Below are 17,433 nucleotides of genomic sequence, written 5' to 3'. Positions count from 1 at the left end.
AATGAATTTTATTCAAACAAATTATGATGCAGCTTCTGCACAACTTTCTCCGCATCGGCGCCAGGCACCAGGAAGCAGAGGTTGTGGCTGGAGGCGCCATAGCAAATCATGCGGATGTTAAACGGCTCGAGGACGCCAAAGACCTCTTTGCCTACGCCGCAGGCTTTCGACAGCTCATTGCCAATCAGGGCCACCAGCGCCAGGTCTTCCTCCACTTCCACGCGACACAGCGAGGAGAGCTCGGTCAGCAGCGCCTGGGTCAGCAGGGTATCGCCCGCAGAGGTTGAGCCGGTGGTGTCCATGGTCAGGGCCACGCTCACTTCGGAGGTGGTGATCAAATCGACGGAGATGTTATGGCGCGCCAGAATACCGAACACTTCGGCGAGGAAGCCGCGGGAGTGCAGCATATTCAGGCTGTGCAGCGTCAGTAACGTCTGGCGGCGACGCAGCGCCAGCGCGCGGAACAGCGGCGGGTTCTCGGTGGTTTTACATACCAGCGTACCGCCCGCTTTAGGCTCTTTACTGGAGCCGACAAACACCGGGATATCGCTGCGCACGGCAGGCAGCAGGGTCGCCGGGTGCAGCACTTTGGCGCCAAAGGTGGCCATTTCCGCCGCCTCTTCAAAGGCGATGACGTCGATGCGTTTCGCCGCTGGCGCGACGCGCGGGTCGGTCGTATAGATCCCCGGGACATCGGTCCAGATATCGACACGGGTGGCATGCAGCGCTTCGCCGAGCAGAGCGGCGGTATAATCGCTGCCGCCGCGGCCGAGAGTGGTGGTGCGGCCTTTCGCTTCGCTGCCGATAAAGCCCTGGGTTACCACCAGGCCTTCCGCCAGGCGTGGCGCCAGCTGCTGCTGGGTCAGTTCGGCGACGGCGGCGATATCCGGTTCGGCGCGGCCAAAACGATCGTTGGTACGCAGCACCTTACGGGCGTCAAACCACTGCGCCTGGATACCGCGCTCACGCAGAATTTCCACAAACAGCAGGGTGGACATCAGTTCGCCATGGCTGACCAGTTCGTCGGTCAGGGCGGTGGAGGAGGCGAGCGCGGCGGCTTCTGCCAGCGTGGTGATATTTTCCAGCAGGCGCTCAATCTCTTCGCGGATCACGTTGGGATAGCGCAAACGCTCCAGAATATTGAACTGGATCTGGCGCAGGGCATCCAGCTGGGAAAAACGTTCGGTGGGTTCCAGCCCGCCCGCTAAGGCCACCAGAATGTTGGTCACGCCGGCAGAGGCGGAGAGCACAACAATACGGGTATTGGCATCGAGCAGCGCCACATCAATGCTGCGGTTCATCGCGTCAAAATCAGCAACGCTGGTGCCGCCAAATTTGGCGACGACTAGATCTGTCATAACAACCTCGTGTCAGGGGGCCTGACTTATTAAAACGATTCCTGACCACCGATCCTGGCAGGGGCTGGACGCCGCCGGATCGCAACAAAATGTCTTAATAAGCCAGGCCAAATTATTCAGCCATGGCACAAGGGAAGAGCGATAAACAGGGTGGCGCAGAGTGATAAACAACTACGATGTCACCCAGAAGTGCTCCACCTTGTAGACCCGACTCACCGCTCTGGGCGCTGAGGTGTTCGGGTATGAAACGCCCGACTGCGAACGTTTCTGGTGACAACCCAGGGGATTCAGCCCCTGTGGCCGGTGAGGAGCGCGACCAGACGCTCTTTCACCTCGGCGTTGCTCCCCCTCACGTATTTTCCCCGGACTGGTTCCTCCAATACGGTTACCTGGGCAACGCACCTCTTCTGGCAATTACCGACGTCTTTCACCTGGCCGGGGGAGCCGGGACATTATATCCCCCACGAATACCCTTTCGCTGTAGCGTGAAATGCGCGAGCAATAGATACCTACTAATACGTAGGCACTGCGGATATATAAAGGCTTAACACCAGCTATGTCAACGCTGCGGTTATGCGGATTTTTCATGCCCCTGCGGCTAACAGAAAAAAGCCTTATGATAGCTATACTAATGGGGCTTTTTACTCCGTTTTGACCCGATTCCTGACCCGCGTCAGGGACAAGTCACAAAAATCATCACAATTTTCCGTCACCGGCGCTACAATCGACCGAAGTCACAATCTCAAATCAGAAGAGTATTGCTAATGAAAAACATCAACCCAACGCAGACCTCTGCCTGGCAGGCATTACAGAAACACTTCGACGAAATGAAAGATGTCACTATCAGCGAGCTGTTCGCTAAAGATAGCGACCGTTTTTCCAAGTTTTCCGCGACGTTCGACGATCTGATGCTGGTGGATTTCTCCAAAAACCGCATCACCGAAGAGACGCTGGCTAAACTGCAGGACCTGGCGAAAGAGACTGACCTGGCAGGCGCCATTAAATCGATGTTCTCTGGCGAGAAGATCAACCGTACGGAAGACCGTGCGGTACTGCACGTCGCGCTGCGCAACCGCAGCAATACGCCGATTGTGGTTGATGGTAAAGATGTGATGCCGGAAGTGAACGCCGTGCTGGAGAAGATGAAAACCTTCTCCGAAGCGATTATCTCCGGTAGCTGGAAAGGCTATACCGGCAAACCGATCACCGACGTGGTGAATATCGGTATCGGCGGCTCCGATCTTGGTCCGTTTATGGTGACCGAAGCGCTGCGTCCGTACAAAAACCACCTCAACATGCACTTTGTCTCTAACGTCGATGGCACCCACATCGCCGAAGTGCTGAAGAACGTCAACCCGGAAACCACCCTGTTCCTGGTGGCGTCCAAGACTTTCACCACTCAGGAGACCATGACCAACGCCCACAGCGCGCGCGACTGGTTCCTGGCGACCGCGGGCGACGACAAGCACGTGGCAAAACACTTCGCCGCGCTCTCCACCAACGCGAAAGCGGTTGGCGAATTCGGTATCGACACCGCCAACATGTTCGAATTCTGGGACTGGGTGGGTGGCCGTTACTCCCTGTGGTCAGCGATTGGCCTGTCCATTATTCTCTCCGTGGGCTTCGACAACTTCGTTGAGCTGCTGTCCGGCGCGCATGCAATGGATAAGCACTTCTCCACCACCCCGGCGGAAAAAAACCTGCCGGTACTGCTGGCGCTGATCGGTATCTGGTACAACAACTTCTTCGGTGCAGAAACCGAAGCGATTCTGCCGTACGACCAGTACATGCACCGCTTTGCCGCTTACTTCCAGCAGGGCAACATGGAGTCCAACGGTAAGTATGTTGATCGTAACGGCCACGCGGTGGACTACCAGACTGGCCCGATCATCTGGGGCGAGCCGGGCACCAACGGCCAGCACGCGTTCTATCAGCTGATCCACCAGGGGACCAAAATGGTACCGTGCGATTTCATCGCTCCGGCTATCACCCACAACCCGCTGTCCGACCATCATCCGAAGCTACTGTCCAACTTCTTCGCCCAGACCGAGGCCCTGGCCTTCGGTAAATCCCGTGAAGTGGTCGAGCAGGAATATCGCGATCAGGGTAAAGATCCGGCGACTCTGGAGCACGTGGTGCCGTTCAAAGTGTTCGAAGGCAACCGCCCGACCAACTCCATCCTGCTGCGTGAGATCACCCCGTTCAGCCTCGGGGCGCTGATTGCCCTGTACGAGCACAAAATCTTCACCCAGGGCGCGATCCTCAACATCTTCACCTTTGACCAGTGGGGCGTTGAGCTCGGCAAACAGCTGGCTAACCGCATCCTGCCGGAGCTGAAAGACGGCAGCGAAGTTAGCAGCCACGACAGCTCTACTAACGGCCTGATTAACCGTTATAAAGCCTGGCGCGCATAACGCATGCGCAGCTAAGACGGAATGCCGACCCTTTGGTCGGCATTCTTATTTATAGCCGCCGCAACAGCCTTGCCGGATTCCCTGCCCACACCCCTTTCTCGGTAATGGACTTTGTGACCACACTGCCCGCGCCAATCACCACCCCATCGCAGATGCTGACGGCCAGAATCGTGGCGCCGCTGCCGATCGACACGTCATCGCCAATCTCGATCCGCCCCCAGCTGGCGCGGTCGGCGTTTGGTTTGCCATCGCGGAAAAGGTCGTTGGCAAACATCACGCCGTGACCGATAAAGCAGCGCTGGCCGATGGTGACGTACTCGCAGATAAAGGTGTGGGATTGAATTTTACTGTTTGCGCCGATGCGGGTATTGCCCTGGATCTCAACGAATGGCCCGACGAACACGTTATCGCCAAGGATACAGTCGTAGAGGTTGGCGGGCTGGTAGATCACCACGTTTTCGCCGCTGGTGACGTTGCGGATCGCCGTTTCCCGAAGGGTATGCATACTGCCTCTCAGATTGGTTTGGCCAGAATATGTAAGGTGCTTTGCTGGCTGGCGGAATGAAAGGTGACATCTTTCACGTGCTGCATCCCCTGGCGTTGGTAAAAACGGCGCGCGGCGGGATTATCAGCGAGTACCTCCAGCCACAGCCAGCTTTCACCGGCCGTTTTTGCTCGCGTCTCGACGGCGTGAAATATCTGCTCGCCGTAGCGGTGGCCGGTCTCACCCGGCAGCAGATAGAGCTTGTGCAGCAGCGTGCCGGACGGACCTTCGGCACTCAACGCCTGACAACAGGTGTACTTAGCAAAGCCGACAGGGTGGGGGGCTTCAGCAATCAACCAACAGCACTGCGAATCGGTCAGGCTACGTTGCAAAGAGGCCAGGGAATACTCTTGTTGCAGGTAATGCGCCAGCTCATCGGCGTTATGCCAGTGGTGAGCAAAGTGATGGCGATAGCTGGCATTACCCATTTCGTTGAGCAAAGCCGCATCCTCTGCCAGTGCGGTACGAATTTTTAGCATGGTTGTTTCCTTTTTACCCCGTCCGTCTGGCCTGTGATTGTTACATCCTGGCCGAGGGTGGCAAAAAGTTAGCGAATAATATCGATCTGGATCACATTTTTGCGTTATACAGGTCTCAAAGAATCATAATGATGAGGTGAATGTATGTCGTCGGTTTATCGCCCTCTGGTGAATTTTATCGCCACTGCGATGCAAACGGTTTTAAATCTTGGGCTGTTGTGTCTGGGGATTATTTTGATCGTCTTCCTCGGTAAAGAGACGCTGCATCTGGCCGATGTCCTCTTTACCCCGGAGCCAACCAGTAAATACCGGCTGGTGGAAGGTCTGGTGGTTTACTTCCTCTACTTCGAGTTTATCGCGCTGATCGTCAAGTATTTTCAGTCGGGGTTCCACTTTCCGCTGCGCTATTTCGTCTATATCGGTATCACCGCGATTGTGCGTCTGATCATCATCGATCATGAATCGCCGCTGGCGGTGCTCATTTACTCCGCGGCGATCCTGATCCTGGTGATTACGCTCTGGCTGTGTAACTCCAATCGCCTGAAACGCGAATAAAAAAAAGCGGCCTCCAGGGCCGCTGACCAACAGTCACAAATAGAATTTATGTAGGGTCCAGTTGAGGATAGCAGTGGCATTGACCTTACTTTTTCAGCTGAGGGCGACGGCAACAATACCCGGTTGGGGTCGTGTATTGCGGCTAGACCGTCGGCCCTCCTCTGAAATTTGGGGCCGGTGTTACAAAAAAACTTAACCTTTCACCCCGCCCGCCGTCAGGCCGTTAACCAGCCAGCGCTGCGCCAGCAGGAAGACCACCGTGATCGGGATGGCGGAGAGCACCGCCGCGGCGGCGAAGTCGCCCCACAGATAGTTCTGCGGGTTGAGATACTGTTGCATACCTACCGCCAGGGTATAGCTGTTCACATCGCGCAGCAGCAGCGAGGCGACGGGCACTTCGGTGATGGCTGCGATGAACGACAGAATAAACACCACCGCCAGAATCGGCACCGACAGCGGCAGCAGCACGAGGCGGAAGGCCTGCCATGGGGTCGCGCCATCCAGCGCCGCCGCTTCTTCCAGCGAACCATCGATGGTTTCGAAGTAGCCTTTAATCGTCCAGACGTGCAGCGCGATACCGCCCATATAAGCGAAGATCACGCCGCCGTGGGTGTTAAGGCCGACAAACGGGATGTACTGGCCCAGGCGGTCAAACAACGCGTACAGGGCTACCAGCGACAGCACTGCCGGGAACATCTGGAAAATCAGCATCCCTTTCAGCAGGGTCGCTTTCCCCGGGAAGCGCATACGGGCGAAAGCGTAAGCGCAGGTGGTGGAGAGGGCGACGATACCGATCGCGGTGATCCCGGCGACCTTAATCGAGTTCCACAGCCACAGTAGCACCGGGAACGGCGGCGGCGTGACGCGGCCATCCGCATGCTCCACGCTGAAGCCTAACGCCAGGCGCCAGTGTTCCCAGGAGATGGTCTCCGGGATCAGGCTGCCGGTGGCGAAGTTGCCTTCGCGCAGCGAGATAGCGATAACCATCAGCAGCGGAAACATAATCGCGGCGATGAAAATCAGTAACAGAAGATGCGTGGTAAAGAGACGCAGCTTTTGAGATTTGGGTTGGACCATAGCCATTGTAATTTTACTCCCCTTGACTTCGCTCCAGGCTATTTTGCTTGCCATTTTGAACTCGGGCAGTGCTCAGAATCCTCACGTACTACGTGTACGCTCCGGTTCTTCCGCGCTGGCCGAGTCCAAACTGTCCGCGCCAATAACGCCTGGTAATTCCAATTAATCAAACTTCATGCGCGTGGCTTTCAGATTCACAATCGCTAACGCGCCAACCAGCAGGAAGATAAGCGTTGCGATAGCCGCCGCCAGGCCGAAGTCCTGACCGCCGCCGCCTTCAAAGGCGATGCGATAGGTGTAGCTCACCAGCAGGTCGGTATAACCGGCCGGGGTGGTGGTGCCGAGACGGTCCGGACCACCGTTGGTCAACAACTGAATCAGGACGAAGTTGTTAAAGTTAAAGGCAAAGCTGGCGATCATCAGCGGCGTCAGCGGCTTAATCAGCAGCGGGAAGGTAATTTTAAAGAAGTTCTGGAACGGGCCGGCGCCATCCATTGCCGACGCTTCGTACAGATCGTCCGGAATCGCCTTCAGCAGCCCCATGCACAGGATCATCATGTACGGGTAGCCCAGCCAGGTGTTGACGATGATGATCATGGTGCGCGCGGTGGTCGGGTCGCTAAACCAGGCCGGCTTAATGCCGAACAGGGTGCTGAGCATCATGTTGATTTCACCAAAGCTCTGGTTGAACAGCCCTTTGAAAATCAGAATCGAAATAAACGACGGTACGGCGTACGGCAGAATCAGCAGGACGCGATAAATCGCTTTGCCTTTCAGCGCTTCCCATTGTACCAGGCAGGCGAGGATCATCCCCACTGCCACGGTCAGCACTACGGTCAGGACCGAGAACACCACCGTCCAGACGAAAATCGCGAAGAACGGTTTCTGAATGCCTTCATCGTGGAAGACGCGGGTAAAGTTGTCCCAGCCGATAGTCACAGTGTAGCCCGGACTCAGCTTCTCATTGCCCCAGCTACCGTCGGCGTTAATTGACTGGTAGAAGCCGACATCGTTGTTCGGACGGTATTTGACGTGGGTCTGATTGTTGGTCAGTACCCCATCTTCGCCCAGCGTATACAGCGGCTGGGTACCGGAGAACTGGCGCAGCGAACTCATGATGACTTTGCTGTCATCAGGCAACACCGCGGTCAGCTGGTTCAGCGCGGTGCGATTCTGGGTAATCACGCGCAGGTTGGCGCGCTCGCCTTCCGGCAGGGCGTCGGTTTCTTTTAACGTCAGCTTCTGCTCACCGCCGAATTTAAAGGCGTCAGAAAGGTAATTTTTACCGCTTTCGCCGTCGATCAGCGCCAGTTTCCAGTCGTCACCCGCCGGGATCAGCGTGAAATTATAGGCTTTGCCAGCCTGGAAGGAGCGATCTATCAGCACTTGCTGTGCGCGCTCAAAGGTCAGCTGGTTGGTGCTGCTGTAGTTGGTAAACGCGATAGCGATAGTACAAATCAGCGGAAACAGGACAAACAGGCCCATACCGGCGAGGCCGGGATAGACATAGCGCCAGGCATACGCCTTGCGATTAGCGAAAATATACAGGCCAACTGAGCTTAAAATCAGCGTCATGATGGCGAACAGGTACTCCCCCTGGGCGTACATCAAAACAACAAGGTAACCCACCAGCAGGCACAGTAAGCCAATCACAGACCATGTGAGTTGCGGACTTTGCCACCAGTGTCTCTTTTTAACGGCATCCATGGGGATCATCCTCTACAGCGGTGAAAACTTATTTGTCAGGTGGCGTTTTGCTTACCTGACCTACGGTCCGAGCCGTAGTGGTAGGGCGGGTAAGCGCAAGCGCCACCCGCCGTTTTCTTACTTAGTGATACGGCTCTGTGCATCTTTCAGTGCAGCATCGACAGTCTGACGACCGCTGGCGGCGTTGATAACCGCGGTACGAACGGCATACCAGAAGGCAGACATCTGCGGGATGTTAGGCATAATCTCGCCTTTCTGGGCGTTCGCCATGGTGGCAGCGATGCGCGGATCTTTTTCCAGTTTTTCCTGGAAGGATTTCAGCGCTACCGCACCCAACGGTTTGTCGTTGTTAACGGCTTCCAGACCCTGATCGGTCATCAGGTAGTTTTCGAGGAACTCTTTCGCCAGCTCTTTGTTCGGGCTGGCGGCGTTGATCCCCGCGCTCAGCACGCCAACGAACGGTTTAGATGGTTTGCCTTTAAAGGTTGGCAGCAGGGTTACACCGTAGTTAACCTTGCTCTTATCGATGTTAGACCACGCCCATGGACCGTTGATGGTCATCGCGGTTTCGCCTTTGTTGAAGGCCGCTTCGGCGATGGAGTAGTCGGTATCGGCATTCATGTGCTTGTTCTTGATCAGGTCAACCAGGAAGGTCAGGCCCGCTTTCGCGCCTGCGCTGTCCACGCCGACGTCTTTCACATCGTACTTGCCGTTTTCAAACTTGAACGCGTATCCACCGTCGGCAGCGATCAGCGGCCAGGTGAAGTACGGTTCCTGCAGGTTGAACATCAGCGCGCTCTTACCTTTCGCTTTCAGTTCTTTATCCAGAGCCGGGATCTCTTCCCAGGTCTTCGGTGGGTTCGGCACCAGATCTTTGTTGTAAATCAGGGACAGGGCTTCGACCGCGATCGGGTAGGCGATCAGTTTGCCGTTATAGCGAACCGCATCCCAGGTGAACGGGTAGAGTTTGTCCTGGAACGCTTTGTCCGGGGTGATTTCCGCCAGCAGGCCGGACTGCGCGTAGCCGCCAAAACGGTCATGTGCCCAGAAGATGATGTCCGGGCCGTCGCCGGTTGCCGCAACCTGCGGGAATTTTTCTTCCAGCTTGTCCGGGTGTTCTACGGAAACTTTAATGCCGGTGTCTTTTTCAAACTTTTTACCCACTTCAGCGAGGCCGTTGTAGCCTTTATCGCCGTTAATCCAGATAACCAGCTTACCTTCTTCAATTTTCGCGAGGGCAGAGGCGGAAAACATCATCGTGGTCAGTGCCGACAGCGCGAGGATGCGAGCGCCAGTTTTGATTTTCATATACCCGTCCTTTTTGGTGATGTACTCGTGGATACACTTCGGTGGCTTAACGATGATGAGTTTCCTTTTTTAACAACCCCTTTCCATCCTCCCCGGGTCTACGCCCCACCCGCTGGTTGTGTGATCTCCATTGCAAAAACGGCCGTATTGCGTCCTGGAGCACAGAAAAAAGTGCCCAATTTTGTTGCCTCCATCACGAAATCACCCGCCAGCCGCCATCCCCCGTGGCGAGAGCCAATCTCTCATCCTCCCATCTCCTCCCCCATAAAAAAGCCGGGGGGTGGAGGATTTGCCTGGTCAATGAATGCCGCATAGTCGACCCATCTTGAATGTGACTGTTAGTGACAGGTTGTAACGAAGGGAGAAGGGCATGGCGAGCGTACAGCTGCGAAATGTAACGAAAGCCTGGGGTGACGTGGTGGTATCGAAAGATATCAATCTCGATATCCACGAAGGGGAATTCGTCGTGTTTGTCGGGCCATCGGGCTGCGGCAAATCTACCCTGCTGCGTATGATTGCCGGGTTAGAAACTATTACCAGCGGGGACCTGTTTATCGGTGACACCCGCATGAATGAAATCCCACCGGCAGAACGCGGCGTTGGGATGGTATTCCAGTCTTATGCACTCTATCCCCACCTTTCCGTTGCGGAAAATATGTCGTTTGGCCTGAAGCTGGCCGGTGCGAAAAAAGATCTGATTAACCAGCGGGTGACCCAGGTTGCGGAAGTGCTGCAGCTGGCCCATCTGCTGGAGCGTAAACCGAAAGCCCTCTCCGGCGGTCAGCGCCAGCGTGTAGCGATTGGCCGTACGCTGGTGGCAGAGCCAAGCGTCTTCCTGCTGGATGAGCCGCTCTCCAACCTCGACGCCGCGCTGCGCGTCCAGATGCGTATTGAGATCTCGCGTCTGCATAAGCGACTGGGCCGCACCATGATTTATGTCACCCACGATCAGGTGGAGGCGATGACCCTCGCCGACAAGATCGTGGTTCTCGACGCCGGCCGGGTGGCGCAGGTTGGGAAACCGTTGGAGCTCTATCACTATCCGGCTGACCGCTTCGTTGCAGGCTTCATTGGCTCACCGAAGATGAATTTCCTGCCGGTCAAAGTTACCGCAACGGCTATCGATCAGGTGCAGGTTGAACTGCCGAACCGTCAGCAAATCTGGCTGCCGGTGGACAGCGCCAACGTGCAGGTGGGCGCCAACATGTCCTTAGGTATCCGCCCGGAGCATTTACTGCCCAGCGACATCGCCGATGTGACCCTCGAAGGTGAGGTCCAGGTCGTCGAACAGCTCGGTCACGAAACGCAAATTCATATCCAGATCCCCGCCATCCGTCAAAACCTGGTTTACCGCCAGAACGACGTGGTGTTGGTAGAAGAGGGAGCCACATTCGCCATCGGTTTGCCGCCAGAACGTTGCCACTTATTCCGTGAGGATGGCACCGCTTGTCGTCGGCTGCATAAAGAGCCGGGCGTGTAAGGCTTCCCATTAAAAAAAGGCGCGAACCCGGCTGGCGGTACACCGGCGAAGCGTGCAAAGAAAAGCAATGATCTCAGGAGATAGAATGATGATTACTCTGCGCAAACTTCCTCTGGCGGTCGCCGTCGCAGCAGGCGTGATGTCTGCTCAGGCGCTGGCTGTCGATTTCCATGGCTACGCACGTTCCGGCATTGGCTGGACCGGTAGCGGCGGCGAGCAACAGTGCTTCAAAGCGACCGGTGCTCAAAGTAAATACCGTCTTGGTAACGAATGTGAAACCTATGCGGAACTGAAGCTGGGCCAGGAGCTGTGGAAGGAAGGGGATAAGAGTTTTTATTTCGATACTAACGTTGCCTATTCCGTGAATCAGGAAGATGACTGGGAAAGCACCTCTCCGGCGTTCCGTGAAGCCAACATCCAGGGTAAAAACCTGATCGACTGGCTGCCGGGCTCTACGCTGTGGGCGGGTAAACGCTTCTATCAGCGTCATGACGTTCACATGATCGACTTCTACTACTGGGATATCTCCGGCCCGGGTGCTGGTCTGGAAAACGTTGACCTTGGCTTCGGTAAGCTCTCTCTGGCCGCTACCCGTAACTCAGAAAGCGGCGGTTCTTATACCTTCTCCAGTGATGACACCAAAAAATATGCCGCGAAAACTGCCAACGACGTCTTTGACATCCGTCTGGCGGGCCTGGAAACCAACCCGGGCGGCGTGCTGGAGTTAGGTGTCGATTACGGCCGTGCGAACCCGCAGGATGATTACCGTCTGGAAGACGGCGCGTCGAAAGACGGCTGGATGTGGACTGGTGAACATACTCAGTCTATCTGGGGCGGCTTCAACAAATTTGTCGTTCAGTACGCCACTGACGCTATGACCTCCTGGAACAGCGGTCACTCTCAGGGGACCAGCATTGATAACAACGGCAGCATGATCCGCGTTCTGGATCACGGCGCGATGGACTTCAACGATGACTGGGGCCTGATGTACGTGGCGATGTACCAGGACGTGGATCTGGACAGCAAGAACGGTTCTACCTGGTACACCGTGGGTGTCCGTCCGATGTACAAATGGACGCCGATCATGAGCACCCAGCTGGAAATCGGTTACGATAACGTCAAATCCCAGCGTACCAGCGAAAACAACAACCAGTACAAAATTACCCTGGCTCAGCAATGGCAGGCAGGTAACAGCGTCTGGTCCCGTCCGGCTATCCGTATCTTCGCAACCTACGCGAAGTGGGATGAAAACTGGGGTTACAGCAACACCTCCGGTCTGCAGACAAAAGACAGCAGCGGAAGCGGCGCTTTCACCTCCAGCCGTGGTGACGACAGCGAAGTTACCTTCGGTGCCCAGATGGAAGTGTGGTGGTAATACCGTCCGCAGGACGAGTGTAACCTGGGAGGGGCGTCAGCCCCTCCTGATTATTCAGGGTTAGCGCGCTATTGCCTGGCTACCGCTAAACCGATGCTATCCAAGGTGAGAAGAATGAAAATGAAGAAAACTCTCGTCGCTCTGTGTTTATCCGCAGGGATGTTGGCATGCGTGCCGGGGATGAGCCTTGCCGATGTTAACTTTGTACCGCAGAACACCAGCGCTGCGCCGTCTATTCCAGCCAGTGCGCTGCAGCAGCTGATCTGGACGCCTGCCGATCAATCAAAGACGCAGAGCGTTGATTTAACCACTGGCGGTCAACGCCTGGATGTCCCGGGGATCGTCGGGCCGGTCGCCGCCTGGAGCGTGCCGGCCAATATCGGTGAGCTGACTCTGACCCTCGACAGCGAACTGAACAAACACAAGCAGATTTTTGCGCCGAACGTGCTGATTCTCGATCAGAACATGACGCCCGCGGCGTTCTTCCCCAGCAACTACTTTACCTATCAGCAGCCGGGCGTGATGACCGCCGATCGCCTGGGCGGCGTGATGCGCCTGACCCCGGCGCTGGGCCAGCAGAAGCTCTACGTGCTGGTATTTACCACTGAAAAAGATCTCCAGCAGACCACGACCTTGCTGGATCCGGCGAAAGCCTATGCCAAAGGCGCAGGCAATGCGGCGCCGGATATCCCGGACCCGATCGCCAAACATACCACCGATGGTGTGCTGAAGCTGAAAGTGAAAACCAACAGTACCTCCAGCGTGCTGGTGGGCCCGCTGTTTGGTTCCTCCGGCCCGGGGCCGGTGACCGTCGGCAACACCGCGGCGCCGGTAGCCGCGCCAGCCGCTGCAGCCGCCGCTGCGGCGCCGGCAGCCAAAAGCGAACCGATGCTCAGCGACACCGAAACCTACTTCAACAATGGTATTAAGCAGGCGGTGAAACAAGGTGACATCGACAAAGCCCTGAAATTGATGAACGAAGCTGAGCGCCTCGGCTCGAAATCCGCTCGTTCCACCTTTATCAGCAGTGTAAAAGGCAAGGGGTAATCGTCTCCCCACAATGCTGATGTTTAGGCACAGCCTTTAGGTGCATCCCGCGGGATGCACCTTTTTTTGCACGCGCGGCAGCCTGTTGCATGGCTGTTGCGTGAATGATCGTATATTGACGTTTGCCCGCCACCAACCGCCTATTCTGCGATACAATGCTTTCACGTTATGTACCGGAGAATCAGGCATGTCCCATCCTGCGCTTACGCGACTGCGTGCGCTGCGCTATTTTGCCGTTATGCCCCCCCTGGCGCCGCCGCTGAGTGACTGGCTGCTGCTGGAGGACTCAATGACCCAGCGCTTTGAACAACAAGGAAAGCAGGTCACCGTGACCCTGGTTAACGAAGGGTATATCGGACGTGAGGCGCTGGCTGATGAAGCGGCGCTGCTGCCCGCCGAGCCGCGCTACTGGCTGCGGGAGATTATACTCAATGCCGATGGTGAGCCCTGGCTGGCCGGGCGCACGGTGGTGCCGGAGTCGACGCTGTGTGGTCCGGAGCTGGCGCTACAGCAGCTCGGGCAGACCCCGCTGGGCCGATACCTGTTCACGTCGTCGACGTTAACCCGCGATTTTATTGAAATTGGTCGCGATGCAGCGCTGTGGGGACGTCGTTCCCGCCTGCGGCTGAGCGGCAAACCCCTGTTGCTGACCGAGCTGTTTTTGCCTGCGTCGCCGTTGTACTGAGAGGAAGAAAAAAATGGAGTGGAGTCTGTCGCAGAATAAGCTGTTGGCGTTTCATCGCCTGATGCGCACTGACAAACCGATCGGCGCCTTGCTGCTGCTGTGGCCGACGCTGTGGGCGCTGTGGGTGGCCTCGCCGGGCGTCCCGCCGCTGTGGATCCTGGCGGTATTTATCGCTGGCGTCTGGCTGATGCGCGCTGCCGGCTGCGTGGTGAATGACTATGCCGATCGAAAATTTGATGGTCACGTGAAGCGTACCGCCCGTCGTCCGCTGCCGAGCGGCGATGTCACCGAGAAAGAGGCGCGAACGCTGTTTATCGTGCTGGTGCTGCTCTCCTTTCTGCTGGTACTCACCCTCAACACCATGACCATTCTGCTGTCAGTGGCGGCGCTGGCGCTGGCATGGGTCTACCCGTTTATGAAGCGCTACACCCATCTGCCGCAGGTGGTGCTGGGGGCCGCCTTTGGCTGGTCGATCCCGATGGCCTTCTCGGCCGTCAGTGAATCACTGCCGCTGAGCTGCTGGCTGATGTTCCTCGCCAACATTCTGTGGGCGGTAGCCTACGATACCCAGTATGCGATGGTGGATCGCGATGACGACCTCAAGATCGGCATTAAATCGACGGCGATCCTGTTCGGCGAAAACGATCGACTGATTATCGGTATTCTGCAGGTAGCCGTGCTGGCGCTGATGGGCGCGGTGGGTTGGCTGAATGGGCTGGGCTGGGAATATTACTGGTCGCTGTTCGTGGCGGCGGGCCTGTTTGGCTGGCAGCAGAAGCTTATCTTCAATCGCGACCGCGATAACTGCTTTAAAGCGTTTATGAACAATAACTACGTCGGGCTGGTGCTGTTCCTGGGCCTGGCGATGAGCTACCTGTAACTCCCTGTCTACTTCCCCCCGGCATCGCGGGGGGAAGTGAGGGCAGCAACCGCCGCGTTACGCGTCGTCCTGCGTGACGCTTTCAATGGTCAGACGCACATCCGATGTAATCAAATCCGCCAGCATCCGGTAGACCTTCAGGGTCTCTTCCGGCTCGGCGTCGCCAGTGTCGCTGATATAGCCTTCATCACGCAGGGTCAACACCAGGGTGCTGAACACCGCTTTGTCGAAGAACTCCGGCGCATTGATACCGTGCAGTACCGACAGACGCTGGGCCACGGTACGACTCTCTTTTTCCAGCGAACTGCGGTTGATCGACGGGTTGGCGCTCAGCAGCCAGAAGGTGATGGCATAGCGCTGCAGCGTCTCGCGCGCGCCGGCGGCCAGCAGCTGCAGGGAGCGCGAATGAGACGGGTTGAGGCTCATCACATCGCCATCGACGACGATCAGCTCCTGACGCAGCATCTCGGCAATCAGCGCATCCACCACTCCGGCCAGCTCCGCTTTTTCCCAGCGCAGGAACAGCTCGGCTTTGAGGAACGGATAGAGCGTTTCGACATGGCGCAGCACTTCGGCGCGGCTGAGGTGGCGATGCTGAGTTACCAGGGCGGCTAACAGCGACGGCATCACCAGCATATGGGCGATGTTGTTGCGATAGTAGGTCATCAGTACCGCCTGCTCGCGCGGCAGAATGATGATATCGCCGATGGTGTCCTTCTCGACCTCGAACTTGTTCATCTGCAGCGCGTGGTCGATGAGCTCACTGGCCGAAGCGGACGGCGCGGTGGCATCTGGCGCATAGGGCACATTGCGCAGCAGCGCGAGGTAGCACTCCAGCTGTTGGGTCAGTTGCTCCCGGGTCAGCGAACGCTGACGCGAGGCCAGCAGCGCCGTACAGCACAGGTTCATGGCGTTGGCCGCGCCAGCGTTGTTGATGCGCACCATCAGGTCAGCGGCAATGTTATTTACCGTCGGCGTCAGCCAGGAAGGGCGGACCGCTTCGATCGGGTCGATTGCTTCCCGCCACTCCGGCACATGGTGGTTCAGGTAGGTCATCAGCGGCAGCGGTTCGCCGAAGTTAACGTAACCCTGGCCAAGATTGCGCAGCTTACTTAAGCCACGCACCATCTGCGGCAGACTCTCTTTCTCTTTGGTGGCGCCGCGCAGCTCCTTGGCATAGGTTCCGACCTCCATCACGTGCTCATAGCCGATGTAAATCGGTACCAGAGTGATCGGTCGGGTGCCGCCGCGCAGCATCGCCTGGATGGTCATCGACAGCGTACCGGTCTTCGGATCGAGCAGCCGGCCAGTACGGGAGCGGCCGCCTTCCACAAAGTACTCCACCGAATAACCACGGCTGAACAGTTCGCCAAGGTATTCGCGGAACACGGTGGAATAGAGCTTGTTGCCCTTAAAGGTACGGCGAATAAAGAAGGCGCCGAGGCGACGGAAGATCGGCCCGGCTGGCCAGAAGTTGAGGTTGATGCCCGCCGCGATATGTGGGGGGACCAGTCCCTGATGGTACAGGACATAGGAGAGCAGCAGATAGTCCATGTGGCTGCGGTGGCAGGGGACATAGACAATTTCATGGCCGTCGTGCGCCAGCTGGCGTACGCGCTCGGCGTTATGCACGTTGATACCCTGGTACAGACGGTTCCAGGTGAAGCCGAGAATGCGATCGGTCAGGCGGATCATCTCGTATGAGAAGTTCGCCGCAATCTCTTCCATCAGCGCGATAGCGTTCTGCTGGGCCTTCTCGTGGGAAATCTTCTTACTGCGCGCTTCGTCTTCTACCGCGCGGGCGATCGCTTTCGAGGCCAGCAGTTTATTAAACAGATCCTGGCGGGCTGGCAGACGCGGGCCGACGGCGGCCAGGCGCTGGCGGGCAAAGTGCATGCGGGCGACGCGAGCCAGCTTCTGAGCGATGATCTTATCGGTACCATGCTCATCGGCCATGCGGCGCAGCGACACGGAAGGCGAGAAACGCACGAAGCTGTCGCGGCCGAGCCAGGAGACGGCGAAAAATTTCTGGATACCGTTGAGCATCCGCAGCGGCGGATTAACTTCCCCTTTCTCGCGACCCGGCGAGCGGCCAAACATCACCGAGACCGGCACCATTTGCACATCGAGATCCGGATGGTTGCGGTGCAGATCGAGGTAGTCGTGGAACAGCTTGATGGACTCTTCTTTTGGCGTGTAATAGGTAAACACGCGTGGCCCGCCGTGGATGAATACGTAACGCGGCAGCAGCGTGCCGTCGATCTCCAGCGGTTCAAACGGGTCAGGTAAATCATGCGCCAGGCATTGGGCGCGCAGCGTCAGCAGGTCCGCCTTCGAGTTATAGGGCAGGACGTACATGATCGGACGCGAGGTATCGAGTCCTAATTCCTGGGCGGGTTCTGCCGGAATAGACTTGCTTTTTACCAGCACCCGTAATGGTAAATTCAGTAATTTATAGTAAATTCGTTGCCAGCCGGACATAAACGATGTGAAGCCTCTGGTTAATCATGCAAATGCGCGGCAA

The 17,433-nt window shown here is 57.0% G+C and carries 14 protein-coding genes and 1 riboswitch; of the genes, 7 read left to right on the top strand and 7 right to left on the bottom strand.

The window, feature by feature from the left end; genetic code table 11:
• Window positions 1-8: 8 nt before the first annotated feature.
• Complete coding sequence (gene lysC / locus B8P98_RS26170; RefSeq protein ID WP_025713354.1) at window positions 9-1,358, bottom strand: lysine-sensitive aspartokinase 3; 1,350 nt, start codon at window positions 1,356-1,358, stop codon at window positions 9-11.
• Window positions 1,359-1,537: 179 nt separating this feature from the next.
• Window positions 1,538-1,773, bottom strand: a riboswitch (Lysine riboswitch).
• Window positions 1,774-2,122: 349 nt separating this feature from the next.
• On the opposite strand from lysC, the gene pgi reads away from it, so the two are divergent.
• The gene (gene pgi, locus B8P98_RS26160) at window positions 2,123-3,772 is read left to right on the top strand and encodes a glucose-6-phosphate isomerase (RefSeq protein WP_012543196.1); all 1,650 of its coding nucleotides are present in this window, start codon (window positions 2,123-2,125) and stop codon (window positions 3,770-3,772) included.
• Window positions 3,773-3,821: 49 nt separating this feature from the next.
• On the opposite strand, the gene B8P98_RS26155 is transcribed toward pgi, so the two are convergent.
• A complete protein-coding gene (locus B8P98_RS26155; RefSeq protein WP_025713353.1) occupies window positions 3,822-4,277 on the bottom strand; it encodes an acyltransferase in 456 nt (151 codons plus the stop codon).
• 8 nt (window positions 4,278-4,285) lie between these two features.
• A complete protein-coding gene (locus B8P98_RS26150; RefSeq protein ID WP_025713352.1) occupies window positions 4,286-4,795 on the bottom strand; it encodes a GNAT family N-acetyltransferase in 510 nt (169 codons plus the stop codon).
• Window positions 4,796-4,939: 144 nt separating this feature from the next.
• On the opposite strand from B8P98_RS26150, the gene psiE reads away from it, so the two are divergent.
• A complete protein-coding gene (psiE, locus tag B8P98_RS26145; RefSeq protein ID WP_025713351.1) occupies window positions 4,940-5,350 on the top strand; it encodes a phosphate-starvation-inducible protein PsiE in 411 nt (136 codons plus the stop codon).
• 192 nt (window positions 5,351-5,542) lie between these two features.
• Here the strand turns inward: psiE and malG are convergent, their stop codons facing one another.
• The 3 genes from malG to malE form a co-directional block, all read right to left on the bottom strand.
• The gene (gene malG, locus B8P98_RS26140) at window positions 5,543-6,433 is read right to left on the bottom strand and encodes a maltose ABC transporter permease MalG (protein WP_025713350.1); all 891 of its coding nucleotides are present in this window, start codon (window positions 6,431-6,433) and stop codon (window positions 5,543-5,545) included.
• 156 nt (window positions 6,434-6,589) lie between these two features.
• Complete coding sequence (gene malF / locus B8P98_RS26130; RefSeq protein WP_095033570.1) at window positions 6,590-8,134, bottom strand: maltose ABC transporter permease MalF; 1,545 nt, start codon at window positions 8,132-8,134, stop codon at window positions 6,590-6,592.
• A gap of 117 nt (window positions 8,135-8,251) precedes the next feature.
• The gene (gene malE, locus B8P98_RS26125) at window positions 8,252-9,442 is read right to left on the bottom strand and encodes a maltose/maltodextrin ABC transporter substrate-binding protein MalE (protein ID WP_002884740.1); all 1,191 of its coding nucleotides are present in this window, start codon (window positions 9,440-9,442) and stop codon (window positions 8,252-8,254) included.
• Between the two features lie 370 nt (window positions 9,443-9,812).
• Here malE and malK point away from each other — a divergent pair, with 370 nt between their 5' ends.
• The 5 genes from malK to ubiA all read left to right on the top strand — a co-directional run bounded on the left by malK (window position 9,813) and on the right by ubiA (window position 14,909).
• Window positions 9,813-10,922 (top strand): maltose/maltodextrin ABC transporter ATP-binding protein MalK, encoded by a 1,110-nt coding sequence (gene malK / locus B8P98_RS26115; protein WP_025713802.1) that lies wholly within the window; start codon window positions 9,813-9,815, stop codon window positions 10,920-10,922.
• 85 nt (window positions 10,923-11,007) lie between these two features.
• Window positions 11,008-12,297: a maltoporin gene (locus tag B8P98_RS26110; RefSeq protein WP_002884747.1), complete on the top strand. Its 1,290-nt coding sequence runs from the start codon at window positions 11,008-11,010 to the stop codon at window positions 12,295-12,297.
• 114 nt (window positions 12,298-12,411) lie between these two features.
• Window positions 12,412-13,344, top strand: a complete 933-nt coding sequence (gene malM, locus B8P98_RS26105; protein WP_012543193.1) for a maltose operon protein MalM — start codon at window positions 12,412-12,414, stop codon at window positions 13,342-13,344.
• Window positions 13,345-13,531: 187 nt separating this feature from the next.
• The gene (gene ubiC / locus B8P98_RS26100; protein WP_025713803.1) at window positions 13,532-14,029 is read left to right on the top strand and encodes a chorismate lyase; all 498 of its coding nucleotides are present in this window, start codon (window positions 13,532-13,534) and stop codon (window positions 14,027-14,029) included.
• Between the two features lie 13 nt (window positions 14,030-14,042).
• Window positions 14,043-14,909: a 4-hydroxybenzoate octaprenyltransferase gene (gene ubiA, locus B8P98_RS26095; protein ID WP_025713804.1), complete on the top strand. Its 867-nt coding sequence runs from the start codon at window positions 14,043-14,045 to the stop codon at window positions 14,907-14,909.
• 57 nt (window positions 14,910-14,966) lie between these two features.
• Here ubiA and plsB read toward each other — a convergent pair whose 3' ends face one another.
• On the bottom strand, window positions 14,967-17,390 hold the full coding sequence (plsB, locus tag B8P98_RS26090; RefSeq protein ID WP_025713805.1) for a glycerol-3-phosphate 1-O-acyltransferase PlsB: 2,424 nt from the start codon (window positions 17,388-17,390) through the stop codon (window positions 14,967-14,969).
• Between the last annotated feature and the right edge of the window lie 43 nt (window positions 17,391-17,433).

Source organism: Klebsiella quasivariicola, assembly GCF_002269255.1.
GTDB classification, from domain to species: domain Bacteria; phylum Pseudomonadota; class Gammaproteobacteria; order Enterobacterales; family Enterobacteriaceae; genus Klebsiella; species Klebsiella quasivariicola.
Note: the sequence above shows the minus strand (reverse complement) of the source record. Positions and strands in the feature narration are given on the sequence as shown.